We start from the raw sequence: 21529 nt of genomic DNA on the forward strand, positions 1-21529 counted from the left end.
TCCCATAATATCATCATATGCATCATATGCGGCGCAATGTGACCCTGATGCTTTCTGGTTGAATTTCCGCAATGGTATAGGGGCGGGGGATCCCGGCCCTTATCTTCAACAGGTGTTCCCCTTCTACGAGCCCCAGAACGTCTACGTAAATTTCCACCATATTTTTATTCACCTTATCAATAATACTCTCCGGCCCGCGCACTGTCAATACGATGTCTCTATTTTCCAGTTCCGCAGCAAACTCCGGCGGGAGGTTGTTAACCGCTATCTCCTCCGGTCGAAAGGTTAATGTTCTGGAAGACAGTTTTTCTATTTCCACCGTTACCCGCACGGTCTTCACCTGTTCTTCGAAAATTTTAACCCCCCTGGGAAGTATCAACCTCACATCCCTTGAGACGGTCTGGGTCAAGCCTTCAATATTAATGGGTTCCGTAAAGACAGTGTCGATACTTCTCAGAACATCCCGGCCGCCCGTCAAAACCACCACCGGGACGGCCACCCTGACGTCCTTTACAATATAGCCTTCCTGGGGATTGCCCTTTATATCGGGGCTGATTGGCACGCTGCTTACCGGGACAACCGGTACGGTTACCTCCACCACATCCGGCCTGAAGGTAATCCCCCTTTGCTCTCTGTCCTGGGCGTCAAGCACCCTGAGCGGCAGAGTGCTCACCACAGTGGCATTTTTGCCCGAAATATCCACCTGGACCGTAACCTTCTTGATGGAATTGACCAGTGTCCTGGGGCCTTTGACGACTACGGCCTGGGGCCGCACCACAGGTTTTGTATAGGCGTAGCCTTCGGCCGGTACGCCCTTAATGTCGGCATAGACCGGCATTTGTTCTTCTATCACCGCATCGAGCACCACCATGATTTCTTTTGGAGAAAAGTCCAGAAGCTCCACATTGCCCGGCACGGTGACGCTCACCGGCAGGAGATTCTCCCCTTCCATGCGGCCCTGCAGGTTTACTTCGGCTTCGATGTCCTGGGGTTTCAAATCGGCTATAAGGCTGCGCCTACCTTTGACCTTGACGTTTATATAAAACTGCTGATTTGTATTTCTTAGCGCAAATTTACTCTCGTCGAGATTCTGAAGTTTCACCGGCACATTCCGCACCACATAGGTGACCTGGGGATTTTGCTCATTCATAACATACATCCACATGACGAAGGCGGCAACCACCGAAATTATTTTAATGGCCAGCTCGCCGGACAGGAATTTACCCATTGGCTCTCCTCCAGTTCCACAGGGATGGCTTTTTTTCTTTAACCTGATATATATCTTTCAGCATGTTTTTAAGAGTCTTTATATCAAGATAACGGGTCAGCTTACCCTCTCTGGCCACCGAAATGACGCCGGTCTCTTCCGATACAATTATGGCCACGGCATCGGACTGCTCGGTAACCCCCAGGGCGGCCCGGTGCCTGGTGCCCAGTTCCTTGCTCAGGTTGGGGTTTTCCGTTAGAGGCAGGTAGCACCCAGCCGCCATTATCTTGTCGTTGCGGATTATGACCGCGCCGTCGTGCAGGGGGGTGTTGGGGATGAATATGTTTATCAAGAGCTCGGCGCTCACGTTTCCGCTTATCTTTATCCCCGTCTCAATGTATTCGTTCAGGCCGGTCTGCTTTTCCAGCACCATGAGCGCACCTATTTTGTCCCTGGAAAGCTCCTCCGCCGCCCCCGCTATGTGGTCTATGAGGCGGTTTAATTCCTCTTCGCCGAGGCTGAAAAGCGGCGCGGAGAAAAATCCGCCCCGCCCCAGCTGTTCCAGGACCCTCCGGAGCTCGGGCTGGAAAACTATGATTAAGGCTATGAATCCGAGGGTCATGGCATTTTTCAGCAGCCAGTTTATGGTGTATAGCCCCAGCCACTCGCTGATTTTTGTGGAGACCACCAGCACCAGTATCCCCTTCAAAAGCTGCACCGCCCGGGTCCCCCGGATGAGCTGTATGGCTTTATAAGACACATATGCCACTATGGCGATGTCCAGAAGGTCCATCAATCGAAAACCCTTAAAAAGCTCAAAAAGCTGTAAAGACATTTTTTCACCCCGGCCGATATATTACCTATTATAATTATAACATGATGCGGTTAATAAGTATATTTTAGAGCCGGTACCGCGAAAATTTTTTGTCACAGGCGCCCGGTTTCGCAATGTTGTTAATATTATATCATAATGAGGTTGTACATCAACATGTGATATAATTGACATAAACAAGCTGAAATTTTACAGACATACAGGAAGTGAGATTTTTGAGGTACCGCGTCGAGCACGACCTTCTCGGTGAAAAACAAATACCCGAAGACGCCTATTACGGCATACACACCCTGAGGGCAAAGGAAAACTTTCCCCTGACCGGGCGACCCATCCACAGGAAACTTATCATGGCGCTTGTCACGGTAAAAAAGGCGGCCGCCCTCGCCAACATGGAGCTTGGCCTTCTCCCGGAAAAGGTCGGCAGAGCGATCCTATGCGCCTGTGACGAAATCCTGGCCGGAAATCTTCTGGACCAGTTTATCGTCGACTCCATTCAGGGCGGGGCCGGGACTTCCTCAAATATGAACGCCAATGAGGTCATCGCCAACAGGGCCATCGAAATCCTCGGGGGCGCAAAGGGCGATTACTCCATAGTGCACCCCCTCAATCACGTCAACCTATCACAATCTACCAACGACGTATACCCGACGGCGGTGAGAATCGCGGCCATATGGCTTCTCAGGCCTTTAAGCGAAAGTATGGCCCGTCTCCAGGAAGCCCTGCAGGAAAAGGAAAATGAATTTTCGGATGTGATAAAAGTAGGCCGCACCCAGCTGCAGGATGCGGTGCCTGTCATGCTGGGCCAGGAATTCGGAGCATACGCCCAGGCGGTGGCCCGGGACAGGTGGCGCCTCTATAAGGTGGAGGAGCGCCTCCGCCAGGTAAACATCGGAGGGACCGCCGTGGGGACCGGCCTCAACGCCGACAGGAGATATATCTACCTCGTCACGGAAAAGCTCCAGGACCTCACGGGCCTGGGGCTTGCCCGGGCGGAGTACCTGATGGACCCCACCCAGAACGCCGACGTATTCGTGGAGGTATCCGGTCTTTTGAAATCCGCAGCCGTTAACCTTTCCAAGATAGCCAACGACCTGAGGCTTCTTTCTTCGGGGCCCAGGGCGGGTCTTGGCGAAATAAACCTGCCGCCGATGCAGGCGGGTTCCTCCATCATGCCGGGCAAGGTAAACCCCATAATCCCCGAGGCGGTAAATCAGGCGGCCTTCCAGGTCATGGCCAGCGACCTGGCCATCACCCTGGCGGCCCAGGCGGGCCAGCTGGAGTTGAACGCCATGCTGCCGCTCATCGCCCACAACCTCCTGGAATCCCTGGAGCTGATGGAGCGCGCCGTGAATATCTTTATAGACCGGTGCGTATCGGGCATTACGGCAAACCGCGAGCGGTGCAAAAAACTCCTGGACCAGAGTTTTTCCACATTGACGGCCCTGACCCCTCACATAGGCTATGAAGCCGCCACAGAAGTGGCCCGGAAGGCCCGTTCGGAAGGCCTTTCCGTGCGGCAGGCGGTCCTGGAGCTGGGACTGATGGATGAAGAACAGCTGGACAAGGTGCTGCGTCCCTACGAGCTTACAAAGCCGGGGATAGCGGGGCAATGACGGCTTTTGCCTGAAGCGCAGGCGTTTTTCCGGATTTCATTAATAACTTGAAGAGGTGAAAACTTATGGAAAGCGGTCTGAACGCCACTCCCACCGCCAGCCGGCTGCACATCGCCATATTCGGGCGCCGGAACGCGGGCAAGTCGAGCTTGATAAACGCTATCACAAATCAGGACATAGCGTTGGTGTCATCAGTGGCCGGCACCACCACCGACCCGGTGTTTAAAGCCATGGAGCTTTTGCCGCTGGGGCCGGTGGTCATCATCGACACCGCCGGCATAGACGATGTCGGGGAGCTCGGCGAGCTCCGGGTAAAAAAGACATACCAGGTATTAAATAAAACCGACCTGGCGGTGATTATCGTCGACGGCCGGGTCGGCGTCACGGATTACGACATGGACATCGTCCGGAAGGTAAGAGAAAAAAATATACCGCTGGTGGGGGTAATTAATAAAAAAGACCTGGCAAACTACACCGGGGAAGACAAGAAAAAATGGGAAAACCTCCTGGGGACAAACCTCATAGAGGTTTCGGCATTGAAAAAACAGGGCATCGAAGAGTTAAAGCGGGAAATAATCAATAAGGCCCCGGCCGATTTTTCCGAGCTTCCCATAATCAGCGATTTGATAAATCCGGGCGATTTTGTGGTGCTGGTTATACCCATAGACAAAGCTGCCCCAAAGGGCAGGCTGATTCTCCCGCAGCAGCAGACCATACGGGACATCCTCGACCACGATGCAATGGCTATCGTTACCAAGGAGCATGAGCTCAAAGAAACCCTCGACCATCTTTCAAAAAAGCCCAGGATCGTGGTCACCGATTCCCAGGCGTTTCTGAAAGTGGCCGCCGATACGCCAAAAGACGTGTGGATGACTTCCTTTTCCATCCTGTTTGCTCGCCATAAAGGGGATCTGGCCCAGCTGGTGGCGGGGATTAAGGCCGTGGAAGAATTGAAGCCCGGAGACAGGGTTTTGATATCCGAGGCCTGCACCCACCACCGCCAGGCCGACGACATAGGTAAGGTAAAAATCCCCCGCTGGCTCCGGCAGGTGGCGGGAGGGGATCTGCACTTCGAGTGGTCCAGCGGCTTTTCCTTCCCCGAAAACCTGCATGAATTCAAGCTGGTGGTCCACTGCGGAGCCTGCATGTTGAACCGCAGGGAAATGCTCTACCGCCTCTCAGTTCTCAAAGAAAAAAATATCCCCGTGGTAAACTACGGGGTGCTGATAGCTTATATTCACGGTATACTGGATAGGGCGCTGCAGCCGTTTCCCTACGCTCACACAATCCTAAATCTCCCGGGTTGAAAATTCGACCGTAGAGTCGTATCAATCTGAAAAATTTACTGCGGCAGGAGCTGCGTTTTCTTTGCCCTTTTCACAAATTTCTTCTTCAGTATCTTCAGCCGGAAGAAATCTTCCCTTTCCTTTTCTTCCAGCACTTCGGAGATCGTCTTTACGATGGATTCGTATCTGGGTATCTGGATGTTTTTGAGGGCGTTGGCCCTCTTTTGTGTCCTCTTGATTTCCGTGGCCAGCCTGTAGACCGAATCCTCCACTTCCGCCAGTTCATACAGCAGGTACTTTACCTCGTGGAATTTCTGCATGGCCACATCCAGGGCGGTATTGGTGTGGTAAAAGCTGTAATAGTGCTCCAGGTCCTGCTTTTCATACCTTATGGTGGGTATTTCGACGCCCATGACGCTGCGGGTGAGAACGGTAAACTCTGTGGCGAGGGGCACCGATTTGGCCACCTCGTAGACCTCGGTGATCCCCAGCGTTATGTTGGCGGTCTTCAGGGCTTCGTAGGCGTCTTTGAAAATGTCCCGCACCTTATTCTGTATTTCCTCCGCCCTGTCCATCAGGCCCATCATTTCCCTTATCAGGACGTTGCGCTTTTTGTCCAGGAGTTCGTATCCCTTCCTGGAAAAGGCAAGAGCCGCCTGGGCGGCCATCAGATTCGCCTTGGTCGGAGCTATGTTTTCCTGCATAAGGCCATCACTTCCTCAGGTATTTTTTCACAAGGGAAGGATCCACTCTTGTGAGCTCCTGCTCCGGCAGGATCGAAAGAAGCCGCCACATCAGGTCCAGAGTCTTTTCTATATCCCTGTTTTCGTCAAACCCCTGTTTTACAAAAATGTTTTCGAACTGCCTCCCGAACTCCATGTACTTTTTGTCCGTCTCGGAAAGTTCGTCTTCGCCGATGACCTGAGCCAGCGCCCGCACATCCTGAACCCTGGAATAGGCTGAAAAAACCTGGTTGGCCACGTCTGGATGGTCCTCCCGGGTGTACTCCTCGCCTATGCCGTCTTTCATAAGCCTGGACAGCGAAGGCAGCACATTTATGGGAGGGTAGATGCCCATCTGGTGCATGGCCCTGTTTAAAACAATCTGGCCCTCGGTTATATAGCCTGTCAGGTCCGGCACGGGGTGGGTTATGTCGTCGTTGGGCATTGTGAGTATGGGTATCTGGGTTATGCTCCCGGGTGAACCCTTGAGCATTCCGGCCCTTTCGTAAAGGCTGGCCAGATCGGAATACATATAGCCGGGGTAGCCTTTTCTCGAAGGCACCTCTTCCCTTGCGGAGGAAATCTCCCTGAGGGCCTCGCAATAACTGGTGATGTCCGTCATGATGACCAGCACGTGCATGCCGCACTCAAAGGCCAGGTATTCGGCCGCCGTCAGCGCGCAACGCGGGGTTATTATCCGTTCCACCACCGGGTCGTCGGCCAGGTTTAAAAACATCACCACCCGGTCCATAACTCCGGCCTGTTCAAAGCTTTTCCGGAAAAAATCCGCTTCGTCGTGTTTTATCCCCATGGCCGCAAACACCACGGCGAACTTCCCGGCTTCGCCTTCGGATATCCTGGCCTGCTTTACGATCTGGGCCGCGATTTCATTGTGGGGCAGGCCATCCCCCGAAAATATGGGCAGCTTCTGGCCCCGGATGAGGGTAATAAGCCCGTCGATGGCGGAAATACCGGTCTGAATATAGTTCCTGGGGTAAAGCCTTGCCACCGGGTTCATCGGACGGCCGTTTACATTGTACATCCTCGGCGAGTATATCTCCCCCGCCCCGTCTATGGGGCGGCCGATGCCGTTTAGTACCCTGCCCAGAATCTCCCGGGATACCGGGATTTCCATGGGCCTGCCGCTCAAAGAAACGCCGGCGCCGTCCAGGGAAAGCCCCGATGTGCCTTCGAAGACCTGTATTATGACCCTGCCGCCGTCTATCTGGACGATCTTGCCCGTCCTGTGCCTTCCATCCGCTTCTTCTATGTCTACGATTTCATCGTAAACCGCGTCTTTTACGCCGTCCAGCACAATAAGCGGGCCTTCGGCTTTTTCAAGCTTTAAATATTTAACCTTCATTACTTGCACCTTCTTTGTATACGCTTTCAAGGCCGTCGTAGTATTCGTCTATTCTGGCGGCCATCTCGTCAAAGAAACCGGGCTTATCCCCGGAGTAGTTGTACTTCATCATGATTATCTCGGTAAAGAGGTTCTCATCTTTAACCCGCGAAATGGGAATCCCCTTTTTAATGCAGGCCCTGGCTCTTTCGTAGAGCCTGTCGATCACCCTTAGCATGCCGTACTGTCTGGCAAGGGGGACGTAAGAATCTTCTTTGTGATAAGCGTTCTGCTGGAGGTAGCCCATTTTGATTATCCTTGCGATTTCCAGTGTAAGCCGCTGTTCGTCTGGAAGCACGTCCTCGCCCACGAGTTTGACAATATCCATCAACTTGTTTTCTTCCTGGAGAAGTTTCAGCATTTTGACCCTGAGTCCCAGCATGTCTGGCGCCACGTTGTCCCTGAACCAGTCGTTAAGCATAGTCACATAGCCGCTGTAGGAAGAAAGCCAGTTTATGGCCGGGAAATGCCTGGCGTAAGCCAGTTCCCTGTCCAGCGCCAGGAACGCCCCCACCACCCTTTTGGTGGCCTGGGTGACCGGCTCGGAAAAATCTCCGCCTGCCGGCGAAACGGCGCCTATTACCGTAATTGAGCCCTCACTCCCGTTGAGGTTTTTAACGTATCCCGCCCGCTCATAAAACTGTGCAAGCCTTGACGCGAGATACGCGGGATAGCCTTCTTCGGCGGGCATCTCCTCCAGCCTGCCGGCGATTTCCCTCAGGGCTTCGGCCCAGCGCGAGGTGGAATCGGCCATGATGGCCACGTTGTAGCCCATGTCCCTGTAGTACTCGGCAATGGTTATGCCGGTATAGATGGAAGCTTCCCTGGCGGCCACCGGCATGTTGGAGGTGTTGGCTATGAGCACCGTCCTGTCCATCAAAGGCTTTTGAGTCCTGGGGTCTTTCAGCTTGGGGAAGTCCTCCAGAACCTCCGTCATCTCGTTGCCGCGCTCGCCGCAGCCTATATAGACAATAATGTCGGCATCGCTCCATTTGGCCAGCTGGTGCTGGGTGATGGTCTTCCCGGTGCCGAAGCCTCCCGGTATGGCGGCGGTGCCGCCCTTGGCCAGCGGGAAAAAGGTGTCGATAACCCTCTGGCCGGTGACCAGCAGTTTTTCTATGGGCATTCTCTTGGCCACGGGCCTGGGCGTCCTGACGGGCCATTCCTGGTACATCTTGAGCTCATGCCTTTTATTGCCGTCTTCAAGGATTACCAGAGTCTCATTTATATTATACCGGCCGTCGGCTTTTGCATAAACCACCCTTCCGCCGATTTCGGGAGGAACCATGAGTTTATGGACGACAAAGGACGTCTCCTGCACCTCGCCGAAAACATCCCCCCCTTTCAGCACATCCCCCTCTTTCGCCAGCAGTTTTACGTCCCAGGTTTTCTCTTCATCCAGGGATATAAGGCCTATGCCCTCCGGGATAAAGCTGAAACCTGAAGCGTAAATTCTGGAAAGAGGTCTTTCTATCCCGTCGAAGATATTGCCGATGATTCCCGGGCCAAGCTTCACCGAAAGAGGCTTGCCGGTGCCCCGCACCGGCTCCCCCATCTTGAGGCCCGAGGTCTCTTCGTATACCTGAATGGTGGCGAGGTCCTCCTCCAGAGATATTACTTCCCCGATGAGCCTCTTTTCTCCAACCATTACCATTTCCCTCATCATGAAGCCTTCCATGTGTTTTGCCTTTACCACAGGGCCGTTTATATATATAATCTCACCGTTTTTTTCCAAAATTTACACCCCCTCGCCCAGCCGCTGGGAGATAAGCTCTCCCACCAGCCGGCGACTTTCCTCTATGGTGGTATTTACCGTATAATCTACCTCAACCCTGCCGTCGCCGCTCCTGGCAAAGACTCCGCCGACCATATCGTCGCATTTTTCGATTCTAAAGCTGTCCTCGCCTCTCAGGGTCTTGATAAAATCCGCGATCTCCCGCCCGTTTTTTTCTACGTCTCGGGCGCTGAACCGGTAGACCACAAACTGCCCGGGTGTAAAACGACAGGTGACCTCGGAAACGGCCTTTTTCAGAAAATCTCCGTAGGCGGGCGTCTCGATAAAATTTCCCGCCTGCCGTTTTACCTCATCCATTATCCTGTCTACAAGCTCCTGCCTTTTTTTAAGCAAAGACAGGTGACGGTCCGACAGGGCTTTTGAAATCATCCGCTGCTTTTTTATCTCCGCTTCCCTCTTTACCTCTTCAATGGTTTCTTCTTTTCTCTTTTCATATTCCCCGGTTATACCGGCCTTTTCCTGTTCATACTGGTCCAGGAGCCTCTGCCTCCTGGCCTCGTATTCGCTTTCCAGCCTGTCAAAGATCACTTTGGTAAAGAGGTTGATTTTATCCTCCAGGGTGGCCACTTCAATCACCTCAAATCTTAAGTCCCACCGACTCCCTGATATACCTGGTCAAAAAGTCGGCGGGCCGCCTGCTGCCGTGCCGGTCTGGGATTTCCACGATCACGGGCAGGCTCCTGGAAAGTTTAAGGTTGTCGACCTCTTCTTTAACCTTTTCCGCCAGGAGTTCGGTAATGAGAAGAATGCCTATTTCCGGGTCTGAGGAAAGCCTCCTTAATTCTCGCAAAACCTCATCCCTTTCATGGACAACCTCCCCTTCAACTCCCGCAAATCGCAATCCTGTCAGGGTGTCGGTATTGTCGCTTAAAAGAAAAACCTTCATGGGCCATCCCCTCTACAGGTTGCCGAGTATCATGATTGATACGATCAAGCCGTATATGGCTATACCTTCGGCAAGGCCCACATATATCAGGGTCTTGCCGAGGATTTTCGGGTCTTCGGATACCGCGCCCAGTGCCGACGAACCCACGGCCCCGACTGCGTAACCCGCACCTATGGTGGCAAGGCCTGTGGAAAGGGCCGCCGCCAGGAACCCCATGCCTGCCTGCGGATTGCCTGCAGACGCCGCCCGAGCCTGCTCAGGCATCAGGAAAAACAGGAATACGGCCACAAGGGCCGAATAAAGACCCACGCTGTATTTTATCGCTTTTCTGGCCGCCGCCGTGACGGCTCCGTCGCCTTTCTTATACATGTAAAACCCCGCCGCAACGGTCAGTATTGAAATAGCTACAGCTAAAAATACAATCACATACATGATGAATACCCCCAATTTTTTAAATTGCCATTTTAAGATTAACGCTCTTTTTCCCGGCCGCCCTCAACATCCGGAATATGTGTAAACTTCTTTTCACCCTGGGCTGCACCGAAAGTCTTACGGGAACATACTCAATACCATCTCCCTTGAAGTATTTGCTGAAGAGTTCATAGTACTCCAGCCTGAGGGCCTGGATAAACACTATCAGCCCTTCAAGGCCGATAATCACCAGGTTTCCAAGCACCAGCAATACGATACCGGCCGATTTGCTCCCCGCCATGCGGGCCATGGTAGAAAAGGCGATGTACAGTCCCACGTGGTTTAAAGCAAAGGCGCCGACCCTTATGAAGGATATGGTGTTGGACAGCATGGAAAGGAGTGTCTCTATGACGCCGAAACCTTCTTCAACGTAGTAGTCGGCCGGCGGTTCACTGTACAGCCTTGGGGCGCCCGTCAGCTTGTTGGATAAGGGCTGTTTGAAAACCATCAACAGCAGCAGTACGGCCATGATGTAGGCCTCCGCCGGGGTATACCCGCTCCTGCCCAATGCGAGACCGGCGATTATATATATCAGCAGCAGGTAGAAGGCAAGACCCACCACACCGTTGCGCCCGAAAACGCCCTCCTCCAGATTCTTTTGAATGCTGGAATTCAGGATGTTATATATGAAGCCGGCGGTGATAAGTATCACGCCAATCACCACTGCGCTTATTAGCATATAGTTGATATTGGCCATGGGCCTTACGATAAGCGGCGGTATTATCTCTTCCGAACCGAAGACGCTGCCGTAAAAGAATCCAAACAGGGTGGAGCTGGCCCCTATCCTCGCCAGCACGCCACCCAGAGATTTCCTTTTCATGGCAAATTCCAGAATGAGTCCGGATAAAAAGAGCACCAGGCCCTGGCCCACATCACCGAACATCAGGCCGAAGAGCAGCATGTATGTCAGCCCGAAAAAAACGGTGGGGTCCTTTTCGTTGTAGGCCGGGGTGCCGTACATCTTCACAAGAGATTCAAAGGGCCTGAAAATCCCGATGTTGCTTAGTTTTGTCGGAGGAGTCAGGCCCGCCCGGGGACTGTCGACATCATCTATAAGGATTATTATATCGTCTCTGAAGTGCCCTTCCAGTTCCTCTTTGAGTTCATTCACCCGGCTTACGGGCACAAAGCCGAACATGAAAAACAGGTTTTTCCCGAAGGCCAGGTTGCTTTTTAATTCTTCCACCTTTTTTTCCATTTCCAGTCTTGAATAAGCTTTTTCTATTTCGGAAAGGTTCTGCCTTTTATACTCCTCCAGGGATTTTTTAAGGTCATCGATGACCTTCCGGTCTTCGTCAATGCTCTGCCTCAATTTTTCAATGATCTGAGAAGCCGTTCCGTCATAGCCTTCCGGGATGGAAAGCTGGGTGTAGTTCAAAGAGCCGAATATTTTTTCGGCGGTCTCTTCAAGGCTGTTGGGGGTTATGGAGACGAGAACGGCGTTCCTGCCTTCCACAGCCACCTTCTTTACCACCGCCGGTATGTTCTCGTAATTCTGCTTTAACCTTGTGTAGTTTTCTTTCGGCAGTTTAATGAGCCGGAAGGTGAGATATTTCATTTTTGTAAGGCGGCCCACATCAATGTTCAACTGCTCCAAAAACCTCAGGTTGTTGATGTACTCGTTCTTTTTCTCTATGGAGGCCGTCCGCTCCTTAAGTTCACCGGCGCTGGCCTTGATTTTTTCATAGATGCCCGACAGGTTTTTCATGTAGTCGTCGTAATCATAATCCTGTCCCAGATTTTCGACCAGCACTTCGGGTCTTATGTTGAAAAGGTCCATCAGAGATTTTACCACTTCTTCATCCCGCGAAAAATCCCTTTTTGAAGAATAGGACTTTAAAAAAGGCAGTTCTTCCAGAGCCTCTATATTTTTCTCATTCGGCGGCAGGATAAAGTCGCTGGAATTCACTCTCGAGAGGGCATTAATCATGTGCAGGCTCCCATTGAGCACCACCAGGCGAAGGATCCTGCTGGTCAGCTTGGCCTTGCCAATTACCCCCATGATTTTCATTTTTTCCACTGCCATATCAAAATCGCCTCCTGATTGCCACTATACGGCCCTCACAAGAAATTTTTTAACTTCATCGGGGGGCAGGTTGTATCTGATGCTTTCCACGATGGAAATGATGTCCCTTATCTCAAACTCCAGAAACAGCACGTAAGCTACGGTCTGTATTATATTCATCCGGTACAGGCGTTTTAAGGCTTTCAGCCTGTAGTATATATACCTGTTCAAACGCCTTTCCATGTATATGTCCCGCGTCTCTTCCTTGTTAAACAAAAATCCGTAACCGGTCGACATGGTCAGCCTGTACAGCTCTTCAAGACTTTTTGCATAGCAGAGGGCCTTTCGATCCGCAAACGTAAGCCTGTCCCCGAAATTTATCGTGTAGTTCAACAATTCTTCGGGTGACAGGCGATAAAATTTTTTACCCCGGTACACCCACTGCAGGTTGTAAAGGTCCGCCACCACGCCCTGCCATTTTTCCAGGACCTTGCGGTCCGCCGCGGATATCCTTTTCCAGTTCTCCCGGATTATGCTGAAATACGCCATGTCCAAAGCCATTTCAAATCTAAAGAGGTTATCTCTTTTGCCGTCCAGAAGCGGTTCCAGGTAATCGTAAAATTCGGAGCCCCTCACGGAGTATATCAATTCCCTGACTGTTCCAGCCTCAAAAACCCGCTGCGGGTCCACCCGGCTGTATTTGCCGATGAACAGGTGAGGGATTTCTCGAAGTATTTCCTCTTTCCTGCCGTTGGCTATGGCCCTGGCGAGTCTTTTCAAGTCCTCTATCTCGTACTTCATATAGAGGGAGCGGATAAAATCCCTGTAGCTGTCGTGATAGTAATGCATCAACCTGTCTATGTTGTTTATCATGTTTCTCTTCAAAATTTCTTCCAGATTTCTCCTGCTGACTTTTTCCGTGTTTACGTCTTCCAGAAAAGTCCTGTATGATGTATATTCCCTGAGATACCTGGCCACCTCCGCCACGGACCTTTTCTGTATCATATTCGCATAGTCGTCCTTCTTCAAAAAGCGTCCTTCCATGGCCCGTATCTTGGTGTTCACTGCGGCATAGCGGGTCACCGTATCCATATCTTATTACCTCTCAACGCTAAAAATCTTTTTCAAAACTTCCTGCTCAATATCTTTTTTAACCGTCTCAAATTCCTCTTCCATTTTCTGCAGGATGGCCGCGGTCCCGGCGTTTATCTGCTCCACCTTTTCCTGCGCCTCCCGCGTTATTCGGTCACGGGTTTCCTCAGCCGTTTTCTCTATTTCTTCATTCAGATGCCGGGCCGTTTGTTGCAGTTCGTCTTTTAACCGTTTTTCAAGGAGGGCAAGCTCTTTCTCCCTTTTGCCCTGGATTTCCGTCGCCCGGGTGTCAATCTCCAGCAGCCTCATGATGGCCTGTTCTTCCATATGCATCACCTTGCCAGCCAGGATTCTGATTTTAACGAGTTATATAGATATATTACTCCTTTGATTTTTAAAGGCAATTCCGATAAAACCCGGAATACCGCCTTTTATCCCGGCTTATTGTAGTTATACAGCAATAATCTGTTCTATATCAACTTTGCTCTTTGTATTTTTGCGGAAAAGGGTCGTATACAATATACTTTGTTTACCATTCCTCCGGCTGAAGAGTCGATTTTTATCTGTTGTTTTGTCCTGACGATTTTGCCATCCAAAAACAAATAATTATTGACGTTTATTCTTATGAAATGTATAATATGATTAAATTTGAATATAATCATATTATTTCGGGAGGCTGAAAGTATTGTCTTTGTTATGTTTATTGAAAGCCCTGGCAGATGAGACCCGGTTGAGAATACTTAACCTGCTGATGGAAACCGAACTTTGCGTCTGTGAGCTGGAAGTCTTATTAAATATTAATCAATCCAATGCTTCAAGACATTTAAACAAACTGAGCAACGCCAATTTGGTAACATATGAAAAAAGGGCCCATTATGTATATTACCGTATAAACAAAGAAATGCTTGATAAGTATCCTTTTTTAAAAGCGATTTTAAAAGAAGGGCTAAGCGAAATAAAGCAGTGCGAAAAAGACAGGGAAAAATTGTCAATATATAAAAAAAGCGGGATTACCTGCGAGCAGTTAAAAGAAGGAAAGCTTGCCGCTTATCTTTAGACAGAGAGGGATTCTATGTGAACAATGATATGGAGGTATTGGAGCACTGGCTGACCCGGGGGTCAAAGATCGTTGCCAGCATTGCCCCGTCATATGTTGTTGAATTTGATGAACGCCCTAAAAAAATCGCAGGCGCACTCAAGAGCCTTGGGTTTTATGGAGTTGAAGAAACCATAGCAGTACTGCCCGAAATTATAGAAGCAAGGCATAGAGCTGTAAAAAAATCAAATAACCCTGTAATTTTCAATTCATGCCCTGTCGTATGGAACTTGATCGAAACACGTTACCCCCATTTAAAAAAATTTATATTAAACTTGCCATCTCCGATGATACTGCACGCCCGTCGTTTAAAAAGAAAATTTAACGACGCAAAAATAGTCTTTTTAGGCCCCTGCATGGCAAAAAAATGGGAGCAGTCCCGCTTTTACAATGAGACCACTTTAGACCTTGTCTTAACTTTCAGAGAGATCAGAGAGGTCTTCAAAAGGCACGGTATTAGCATATCCCAGCAAAATGAAGAGAATTTTCTTTCAGATGCGCCGCTGTGGGTTAAATTAGGTGCGCTTGTTTACTATAAATCCGGGATTGAAAGCGTTATTAAACTTTTAGACAACTGGGAATATGAAAAACCCGATTGCCTTGCAATGGAACTGCTGGCGTGTGAAGGGGGGTGCATAAACGGCCCCGGGATAACTTCTACAAAAACATTAGAGCAAAGAACAAGCTTTTATCAAAAAAGAATTCTGGCATTTGATTAAATTCATCTCTTTATGAGGAGGATATTTTATGGGAAAAGTCACCGTTCAATTTTCATGGCCTTTGAACGCTTATACCGAGAAAGATCAGGTGGACCTTGAAGTAGATGGAGAGATTAAAATAAAAGACCTAGAAAAAATAATAATTGAACGCTTTCCAGGACTAAATCACAGTTCGATAAATTTAAAATACATTTATTATGTTGTAGACAATAAGACCCTGATGACCGACAAAGAGGCAACTTTAAAAGAAGGCCAGGAAGTGAGATTATATCAGCCTGCAATAGGAGGGTGAGAAATTTATAAGACGGCATACTGTTGAGTTGGTGATAAGTTTTAATATTTATTAAAACCAAAAATTGGAGGTATTCATATGGAATCTGCTACCAAAAATACAAAAGCAAGTGAAAAAAAAGGTCTGAGCTTATTTGAAAAATACCTTACACTATGGGTCGCGCTGTGCATTATCGTGGGAGTCGCCATAGGACAGTGGTTCCCAGCATTTCCAGAGACTTTAAGCATGTTTGAATACGCCCATGTCTCCATACCTGTTGCTATATTGATATGGCTGATGATCTACCCTATGATGTTAAAAATTGATTTTTCCAGTATCGTGCGCGCCACCAAAAATCCAAAAGGGCTTATTGTCACGTGGGTTACAAACTGGCTCATCAAGCCCTTCACAATGTATCTTATTGCGGGATTTTTTCTGAGAGTTGTATTTAGACAGTGGATTTCACCGGATCTCGCCACAAGTTACCTCGCCGGAGCAATACTGCTGGGGGCGGCGCCCTGCACCGCCATGGTATTCGTATGGAGCTACCTGACAAGGGGAAACCCCGCCTATACGCTGGTGCAGGTGGCGACAAACGATCTCATCATCTTATTTGCCTTTACTCCTATTGTGGCATTTTTACTGGGAGTCAGCAATGTGAGAGTTCCTTACGATACCCTATTTTTATCGGTGGTATTGTTTGTGGTTATACCGCTTACTGCAGGATACCTGTCTAGAAAATATATCATACAGTATAGGGGCCTGGACTATTTTGAAAACGTATTTCTGAAAAAGTTCGATAACGTAACCATCATCGGGCTGCTCCTTACCCTGATAATTCTTTTCTCATTCCAGGGAGAGATAATTCTTGGAAATCCGCTGCATATCGCATTAATCGCAGTCCCCCTCATAATCCAGACTTTTCTTATATTCTTTATAGCATATTTCTGGGCCATGCTGTGGAAACTCCCTCACGACATCGCCGCTCCCGCGGGAATGATAGGAGCCAGCAACTTTTTTGAACTGGCGGTAGCCGTGGCCATATCGCTTTTCGGCCTGGATTCGGGAGCCGCCCTGGCCACGGTTGTGGGTGTTTTGACGGAAGTCCCCATTATGCTGACGCTGGTGAGAATAGCCAATGCTACGCGGCACTGGTTTCCGACTGCGTAACCATGCCGCCGCAAGTAACAAATAACTATTCTGATATATAAAGCAACATTTTCATCATCAGCTGGTGATGCATCTGCAGCATTGGATGTCTAAAATCAAAAAATAATTAAAGGAAGGATTTGGTTTTATGAAGATAAAAGTGGGTTTTATATGTGTGGGAAATTCCTGCAGGAGCCAGATGGCCGAGGGTTTTGCCAGGCATTACGGAAACGACATGATTGAGGCGTACAGCGCCGGGACGAATCCTGCGGCGGAAATAAATCCAAACGCGGTTCTTGTCATGAAGGAAAAAGGCATAGATATAAGCGGCCAGTATCCCAAACTGCTGGAAGATATACCCTCCGGGCTCGACATTTTAATCACCATGGGGTGCGGGGTGGAGTGCCCGTTTGTCCCCTGCAAGCACAGGGAAGACTGGAGGCTTGACGACCCCGCCGGCAAGCCGGTGGAAGAATTCAGAAGGATTAGAGACTTGATAGAAGAAAAGGTAAAGCTTCTGATAAAAAGAATAAAAAATAATGAATTTGATTTGTAAAAAAAAACACAAGATTGATGGTTATGTTTTAAAAAATCGGGGAATCATTCTTATAAATGGAATGATTCCCCTTTTCCGTTATTGCTGAGCCTCTGCTAATATTTTCTTGATATCCTCTTTATCCAGTACTTTGCCCGAAGACTTGACTTCTCCATTTACCACAAGGCCGGGGGTATACATGATATCGTATTCCATTATCTTGTTTATCTGTGTAACTTTTTCAATTTCGGCAGTGATTCCCAGTTCCTCTAAAGCTTCACGGGTATTTTTCTCCAAAGCCTTGCACTTTGGACATCCCGTCCCCAAAATTTTAATTTCCATGAGTTCACCTCCCTATTTTTCATGTCATTGTATTTGCAGAAGGAAAACCCTTCCAACCAGCAGTTTCATCCCGCAATCATTCCGAAAATATAACCGACTATCGTTGACATTATTATAACAAGTGAAACATATGTGACTGTCTTTTTCGGTCCTAAAATACTGTTTAGGACGAGCATGCTTGGGAGGCTGAGTGCCGGACCCGAAAGCAGCAGTGCCAGCGCCGGGCCCTGCCCCATGCCGGACCCCAGCAGCCCCTGGAGTATGGGCACTTCGGTTAGTGTGGCAAAATACATAAATGCTCCCACAACCGATGCTATAAAATTGGATAATATTGAATTTCCGCCCACTACCGCTGCCACGTATCTGGACGGAATGATTCCTGCGTCGATCCCGGGTCTTCCCATCAGAAATCCCGCTACCAGCACACCGATAAACAGGAGTGGGAGTATCTGCTGTGCAAAGCCCCAGGTGGATTCCATCCAGGAGGAAAGCTCGGCCTTTTTAAACCATCTAATAAGAATGAATCCCAGCAATACAAGCAAAATGATTATGATATACCACTTTATATTATATACGGCACTGAAAAATCCCACCGGTTGGGTGGGTTTACCCCATGCGGCAAAGATAAGGATAAAAACCAGGTTTGCAAAGTATATGAGGTTCTGTGTTAAGGACCGCCCTTCTTCCATGCCGGCACCGTTTTTTCCGGCAGATTTTTTAAGCCGTTCGCTATCCTCTTTTTTAAATAGAACAGCCATGATGAGCCCTATGATGACTGAAAACATCATTGCCCCTATTGCCCGGGCAATGCCGAGCTTGGCTCCTAGAATCCTTGCCGTCATTATTATTGCAAGCACGTTAATAGCCGGTCCGGAGTAGAGAAACGCTATGGCAGGCCCCAGCCCCGCCCCCCTTTTGTATATTCCTGCAAAAAGGGGCAGTACAGTGCAGGAACAAACCGCAAGAATTGTCCCGGATACCGATGCCACGGCGTATGAAACCCACTTTTTTGCCTCGCTGCCAAAATACTTAATAACTGCTTCCTGTGATATAAAATTGGCGATGGCGCCGGCTATGAAAAGTGCGGGGATAAGGCATGTAAGAACATGAAGCCTCGCGTAATCCTGAAGCATATATAAGGATTCAAGTACTGCACCGGTAAATCTGTGGCTTGTAAGCGGCATATAATAGGCCGCCAGGAATACGCCTACAATTATAACAAATTTTTTCCAGGTCTGCATAATTTTCTCCCCTTTAAAATTTTAACTTTGCTCATGTGAAATCGCAGTATAAACCGATAATTATGAGTCTGTGAAAAATCCGATTTTAGCCGTAATATCCTCTTTAATGATGTTATCGACGCAGCGGAAAAAGTCCTGCACACATGGAATCCTTAGCTTATATAAAACCATAAGGCCCTCTTTACGGCTATCAATTATGCCGGCATTCTTTAATATGGACAAATGCTTTGAAACCGTAGGCTGATCAATCTGCAGCTCTTTCACAATTTCGCATACGCAAAGTTCTTCCGCCGACCCAAGAAGGTCCAGGATTTTGAGCCTTGTGGGGTGTGCAAGTGCTTTAAAAACGGATGACCTGACTTCGTAAATATCACGCGGCATCTGTATCATCTCCTCACCGGCAATAAATATTATGTTGGCTATATTCCTATATTAGCATATAGTTAGTACAGTGTCAATAATCCCGCATCGTCACCTGTCATTTATTAATTCATATATTTCTATTGCTTTTCGGTAATCCTCCCACGTGTTAACGTTAAAAAAATCATACGGGCCCGTTTTGCAGGGCAGATTTTTTATATCGACAAAATTGGTTTTAACCTGCCGGTACAGGCTCTGGACTTTAGCCGCGCCCGGGGAGTTCAGCAGCTTTTTAATTTGTTCGATACATGTCTTTCTGTACACGGAATGAAGAGGTTCCACGTAATTGTCCTTTCTGGGGCAGGTCACATCCCACCCTGCGCTTGATTTAATCAAGTATTTTATTAATTCCTCATTTAAAAAGGGCATATCGCAGGCACAAAAAAAACCCGCTTCACCCTTCATTTTTATTAATCCCGTATAAATCCCGCTCAATGGCCCTCGGCTTTCCGTTTCATCAGTATATATACTGAATTCCGGGTTTAAATCAAGCAGTTCTGCCGGGCTGTTTGCCACAATAAAAACCTCATCAAATATAGGCGCCAGTACGGAATATATTCTTTCAATAATGGTCAAACCCCCGATTTTCAGCAGTGCTTTGTTTTTTACTCCGATCCTTGAAGACTTACCCCCGCATAAAACAACCGCCGAGCAAGCCATTTTCTCCCGACACATATCAAAATTCAACCGCATGTTTTTGATAGATCTCCTTCTTTTCTTCAATACTCATCAGCCTGTCGATTAAGGCGGAAATGATGATTACCCCCGCCACATCTACGATCCATCGGGTAACGGCAAATTCGTAACCCAGGGCTGACATCTCAAAAAGGAACATCGGTATTTTAAGTGTAGACCATGCTCCAAGAAATATCAATATACAAGTGTAAAAAAAACGGCAGAATAACATTCCGCCGTTTTTAGAAAGGGAATTTATTTATTTTAAGGGGGGATTTGCCCATCCTGTGGTTCAAAAGGTGGTTCAAAAAGGAGCAGGATGGAAAACGGCCATTCTTACTGCCTGAAAAATTTCTCCTCTTTTTCTGTTATGTACTCTTTTTTAACATTTTTCCGGGTGTAAACACCGGAACCGCCCGTGCGGGAATCTGCATTTTTTTACCCGTCACCGGGTTTCTGCCGGTCCTCGCCGCACGTTCGCGCACTTTAAAAGTACCAAAATTTACTATTCTTACAATCTCTCTTTTACTCATGGCTTCCGAGACCACGTTTATAAACTCGTTAATGACTCTGGCGGTATCCTTTTGAGTCATACCGGCCTTCTCCGCCACGGCCGCCACAAGTTCGGCTTTGTTCATAACTCAGACCTCCTTTTCTTATCCAACTTACTTTTGCTCCGCTCAAATTTTTAGCGCCGCCGGCTCCAGAGCCGGCTCAAAGTATATCTTCTTCCGGCAGGAAGCGTGGCCGTTTTCCGGTTTCCAGGCATTTTAATTTTTTTGCACCTGCAATGTAAAATAAAAAACTTCCGTACCGCAAGGGCACAGAAGTACCTTTAAATTCGATACTTCGGCAGCCCGGCTGTCATAGCTTGCGCCTTAGACCCGTGGCTTTGCGTCCCTGTCTTTCGACAGGTTTGCCCTTTTCGGTATCCTCTCATTATATTTTTCTTTATTTTACCATTCGACATTAAAATGGAAAATCCTTCTTTTTTCGATAAAAATTTTAAAATTACACCAATATAAATTCAAGGTATCTTCCCTCGCGAATTTTTGGCGGGAGATGAACGGCAATTCTGTTGCAATATTTTATACGGCGCATTATACTAAAATCATGGAATGTGACAAAACCGGCAGAGGAAGAAGCTTAACTTTTTTAAGCGGCGGTGGATAAACAGCATTAGAAACTGGAGGACTGAAAAATGAGCGCCGATGAACGCAGGGCAAGGATCCTGGACCTTTTAAAGGCGGAAAAAAGGCCGCTATCCGGCGGCGAGCTTGCAAAGATGTTTGGGGTAACCCGTCAGATAATCGTGCAGGACATCGCCATCCTCAGGGCTTCGGGAAACGATATAATCGCCACATCCCGGGGATACATGGCGGCGGAACCCGTGCCCCTCATAGCAAAGAAGGTCGCCGTGAGGCACGGTGATGCCGAGACGAGAGACGAGCTCATGACATTTATAGAATGCGGTTGCAGAGTGCTGGACGTGATCGTGGAACATCCCCTGTACGGGGAACTTCACGGTATGCTCATGCTTAAAAACTCTTCCGATGTGGAAGAGTTTATGGAAAAGGTGAAAAGACACGGAGCCACCCTGCTTTCCAGGCTGACCGGAGGCGTGCACCTTCATACGGTGGAAGCTCTAAATGAAGACTCCATAAAAATGGCTGAAGATGTGCTCCGAAAAAAGGGTATCCTTTTAAAATAATTTTTTTATAAACTATTGACTATACAGGTGTATATGCAGTATAATTAAACCAAATCCCG

Annotated in this window: 25 protein-coding genes and 1 riboswitch; of the genes, 8 read left to right on the top strand and 17 right to left on the bottom strand. The window is 48.6% G+C overall.

From position 1 onward, the window contains the following. Nucleotides 1–22: 22 nt before the first annotated feature. Both ACKX14_RS10855 and cdaA read right to left on the bottom strand, forming a co-directional pair. A complete protein-coding gene (locus ACKX14_RS10855) occupies nt 23–1228 on the bottom strand; it encodes a CdaR family protein (RefSeq protein ID WP_422447503.1) in 1206 nt (401 codons plus the stop codon). After that, entirely contained in the window at nt 1221–2042 is an 822-nt protein-coding gene (gene cdaA / locus ACKX14_RS10860) for a diadenylate cyclase CdaA (RefSeq protein WP_422447505.1), read from the bottom strand. Before cdaA ends, ACKX14_RS10855 begins: the two co-directional genes overlap by 8 nt. Nucleotides 2043–2254: 212 nt before the next feature. Here cdaA and ACKX14_RS10865 point away from each other — a divergent pair, with 212 nt between their 5' ends. Both ACKX14_RS10865 and hydF read left to right on the top strand, forming a co-directional pair. Beyond that, nucleotides 2255–3652, top strand: a complete 1398-nt coding sequence (locus ACKX14_RS10865; RefSeq protein ID WP_422447507.1) for an aspartate ammonia-lyase — start codon at nt 2255–2257, stop codon at nt 3650–3652. A 77-nt stretch (nt 3653–3729) separates the two neighbouring features. Next, a complete protein-coding gene (gene hydF, locus ACKX14_RS10870; protein ID WP_422447579.1) occupies nt 3730–4959 on the top strand; it encodes a [FeFe] hydrogenase H-cluster maturation GTPase HydF in 1230 nt (409 codons plus the stop codon). Between the two features lie 35 nt (nt 4960–4994). Here hydF and ACKX14_RS10875 read toward each other — a convergent pair whose 3' ends face one another. The 9 genes from ACKX14_RS10875 to ACKX14_RS10915 are packed head-to-tail and all read right to left on the bottom strand — an operon-like array spanning nt 4995 to nt 13644. Continuing rightward, nucleotides 4995–5642, bottom strand: a complete 648-nt coding sequence (locus ACKX14_RS10875; protein ID WP_422447509.1) for a V-type ATP synthase subunit D — start codon at nt 5640–5642, stop codon at nt 4995–4997. Between the two features lie 7 nt (nt 5643–5649). Then, on the bottom strand, nt 5650–7023 hold the full coding sequence (locus ACKX14_RS10880) for a V-type ATP synthase subunit B (protein ID WP_422447511.1): 1374 nt from the start codon (nt 7021–7023) through the stop codon (nt 5650–5652). Beyond that, on the bottom strand, nt 7013–8797 hold the full coding sequence (locus ACKX14_RS10885) for a V-type ATP synthase subunit A (RefSeq protein WP_422447513.1): 1785 nt from the start codon (nt 8795–8797) through the stop codon (nt 7013–7015). The genes ACKX14_RS10880 and ACKX14_RS10885 overlap by 11 nt, the downstream gene beginning before the upstream one ends. 3 nt (nt 8798–8800) lie before the next feature. Further along, nucleotides 8801–9424 carry a V-type ATP synthase subunit E gene (locus ACKX14_RS10890; protein ID WP_422447515.1) on the bottom strand — a complete coding sequence of 208 codons (624 nt, stop codon included), beginning with the start codon at nt 9422–9424 and terminating at the stop codon, nt 8801–8803. A gap of 10 nt (nt 9425–9434) precedes the next feature. Then, nucleotides 9435–9743, bottom strand: coding sequence for a V-type ATP synthase subunit F (locus ACKX14_RS10895; RefSeq protein ID WP_422447517.1), 309 nt, complete (start codon nt 9741–9743; stop codon nt 9435–9437). A 12-nt stretch (nt 9744–9755) separates the two neighbouring features. After that, nucleotides 9756–10175 (bottom strand): ATP synthase subunit C, encoded by a 420-nt coding sequence (locus ACKX14_RS10900; protein WP_422447519.1) that lies wholly within the window; start codon nt 10173–10175, stop codon nt 9756–9758. A 19-nt stretch (nt 10176–10194) separates the two neighbouring features. Further along, nucleotides 10195–12240, bottom strand: a complete 2046-nt coding sequence (locus ACKX14_RS10905) for a V-type ATP synthase subunit I (RefSeq protein WP_422447521.1) — start codon at nt 12238–12240, stop codon at nt 10195–10197. Between the two features lie 24 nt (nt 12241–12264). Then, entirely contained in the window at nt 12265–13311 is a 1047-nt protein-coding gene (locus ACKX14_RS10910; protein ID WP_422447523.1) for a V-type ATPase subunit, read from the bottom strand. A gap of 6 nt (nt 13312–13317) precedes the next feature. Then, on the bottom strand, nt 13318–13644 hold the full coding sequence (locus ACKX14_RS10915) for a hypothetical protein (protein WP_422447525.1): 327 nt from the start codon (nt 13642–13644) through the stop codon (nt 13318–13320). Between the two features lie 352 nt (nt 13645–13996). Here ACKX14_RS10915 and ACKX14_RS10920 point away from each other — a divergent pair, with 352 nt between their 5' ends. The 5 genes from ACKX14_RS10920 to ACKX14_RS10940 all read left to right on the top strand — a co-directional run bounded on the left by ACKX14_RS10920 (nt 13997) and on the right by ACKX14_RS10940 (nt 17102). Further along, nucleotides 13997–14368 (top strand): ArsR/SmtB family transcription factor, encoded by a 372-nt coding sequence (locus tag ACKX14_RS10920; RefSeq protein ID WP_422447527.1) that lies wholly within the window; start codon nt 13997–13999, stop codon nt 14366–14368. Nucleotides 14369–14385: 17 nt separating this feature from the next. Next, nucleotides 14386–15126 (top strand): [Fe-Fe] hydrogenase large subunit C-terminal domain-containing protein, encoded by a 741-nt coding sequence (locus ACKX14_RS10925; protein WP_422447529.1) that lies wholly within the window; start codon nt 14386–14388, stop codon nt 15124–15126. Between the two features lie 28 nt (nt 15127–15154). Next, nucleotides 15155–15418: a MoaD/ThiS family protein gene (locus ACKX14_RS10930; protein WP_422447531.1), complete on the top strand. Its 264-nt coding sequence runs from the start codon at nt 15155–15157 to the stop codon at nt 15416–15418. 78 nt (nt 15419–15496) lie between these two features. Continuing rightward, complete coding sequence (arsB, locus tag ACKX14_RS10935; RefSeq protein ID WP_422447533.1) at nt 15497–16567, top strand: ACR3 family arsenite efflux transporter; 1071 nt, start codon at nt 15497–15499, stop codon at nt 16565–16567. Nucleotides 16568–16694: 127 nt separating this feature from the next. Further along, nucleotides 16695–17102, top strand: a complete 408-nt coding sequence (locus ACKX14_RS10940) for an arsenate reductase ArsC (RefSeq protein ID WP_422447535.1) — start codon at nt 16695–16697, stop codon at nt 17100–17102. Nucleotides 17103–17180: 78 nt separating this feature from the next. Here ACKX14_RS10940 and ACKX14_RS10945 read toward each other — a convergent pair whose 3' ends face one another. The 6 genes from ACKX14_RS10945 to ACKX14_RS10970 all read right to left on the bottom strand — a co-directional run bounded on the left by ACKX14_RS10945 (nt 17181) and on the right by ACKX14_RS10970 (nt 20397). Then, nucleotides 17181–17423: a thioredoxin family protein gene (locus tag ACKX14_RS10945; protein ID WP_422447537.1), complete on the bottom strand. Its 243-nt coding sequence runs from the start codon at nt 17421–17423 to the stop codon at nt 17181–17183. A gap of 65 nt (nt 17424–17488) precedes the next feature. Further along, entirely contained in the window at nt 17489–18664 is a 1176-nt protein-coding gene (locus ACKX14_RS10950; RefSeq protein ID WP_422447539.1) for a permease, read from the bottom strand. A 60-nt stretch (nt 18665–18724) separates the two neighbouring features. Next, nucleotides 18725–19045: an ArsR/SmtB family transcription factor gene (locus ACKX14_RS10955; RefSeq protein ID WP_422447541.1), complete on the bottom strand. Its 321-nt coding sequence runs from the start codon at nt 19043–19045 to the stop codon at nt 18725–18727. Between the two features lie 90 nt (nt 19046–19135). Then, nucleotides 19136–19777, bottom strand: coding sequence for a molybdenum cofactor guanylyltransferase (gene mobA / locus ACKX14_RS10960; RefSeq protein ID WP_422447543.1), 642 nt, complete (start codon nt 19775–19777; stop codon nt 19136–19138). Beyond that, a complete protein-coding gene (locus tag ACKX14_RS10965) occupies nt 19761–19991 on the bottom strand; it encodes a hypothetical protein (RefSeq protein WP_422447545.1) in 231 nt (76 codons plus the stop codon). Before ACKX14_RS10965 ends, mobA begins: the two co-directional genes overlap by 17 nt. A gap of 136 nt (nt 19992–20127) precedes the next feature. Continuing rightward, nucleotides 20128–20397 (bottom strand): HU family DNA-binding protein, encoded by a 270-nt coding sequence (locus ACKX14_RS10970; protein WP_422447547.1) that lies wholly within the window; start codon nt 20395–20397, stop codon nt 20128–20130. A 210-nt stretch (nt 20398–20607) separates the two neighbouring features. Then, nucleotides 20608–20690: riboswitch (cyclic di-GMP riboswitch) on the bottom strand. Between the two features lie 270 nt (nt 20691–20960). Between ACKX14_RS10970 and ACKX14_RS10975 the strand changes: the two genes are divergently transcribed. Then, the gene (locus ACKX14_RS10975) at nt 20961–21470 is read left to right on the top strand and encodes a transcription repressor NadR (protein WP_422447549.1); all 510 of its coding nucleotides are present in this window, start codon (nt 20961–20963) and stop codon (nt 21468–21470) included. Nucleotides 21471–21529 lie beyond the last annotated feature (59 nt).

It is taken from the genome of Thermorhabdus hydrogeniformans, from assembly GCF_049310025.1.
In the GTDB taxonomy this organism is placed as follows: domain Bacteria; phylum Bacillota; class Thermosediminibacteria; order Thermosediminibacterales; family Tepidanaerobacteraceae; genus JBJYKD01.